The following is a 498-nucleotide window of genomic DNA, read 5'->3' on the forward strand; positions in this document are numbered from 1 at the left end:
CGGCCGACAAGGCCTACTTCCGTGCCGGCATCGAAAGCCCGCGCGAAAGCCAGATCTACGCGGTCTCGCTGCAGGGCGGCGAGCCGCAGCGCCTGTCGAAGGCGCCGGGCATGCACAGCGCCAGCTTCGCCCGCAACGCCAGCGTCTATGTGGACAGCTGGTCCAACAGCACCACGCCGCCGCAGATCGAGCTGTTCCGCGCCAACGGCGAGAAGATCGCCACGCTGGTGGAGAACGATCTGGCCGATCCCAAGCACCCGTATGCGCGCTACCGCGACGCGCAGCGCCCGGTCGAGTTCGGCACGCTCACCGCCGCCGACGGCAAGACGCCGCTGCACTACAGCCTGATCAAGCCGGCCGGCTTCGATCCGTCCAGGCGCTACCCGGTGGCGGTGTATGTCTATGGCGGCCCGGCCAGCCAGACCGTCACCGACAGCTGGCCCGGCCGCGGCGACCATCTGTTCAACCAGTACCTGGCCCAGCAGGGCTACGTGGTGT

1 protein-coding gene is annotated in these 498 nt (G+C 68.9%); it reads left to right on the forward strand.

The features are described from left to right. Window positions 1-498: DPP IV N-terminal domain-containing protein (locus tag EN850_RS33480; protein WP_189591269.1), on the forward strand; the 498-nt coding region annotated here is incomplete at both ends.

The organism is Mesorhizobium sp. M8A.F.Ca.ET.207.01.1.1, from assembly GCF_004794715.1.
Classification (GTDB): Bacteria; Pseudomonadota; Alphaproteobacteria; order Rhizobiales; family Rhizobiaceae; genus Mesorhizobium.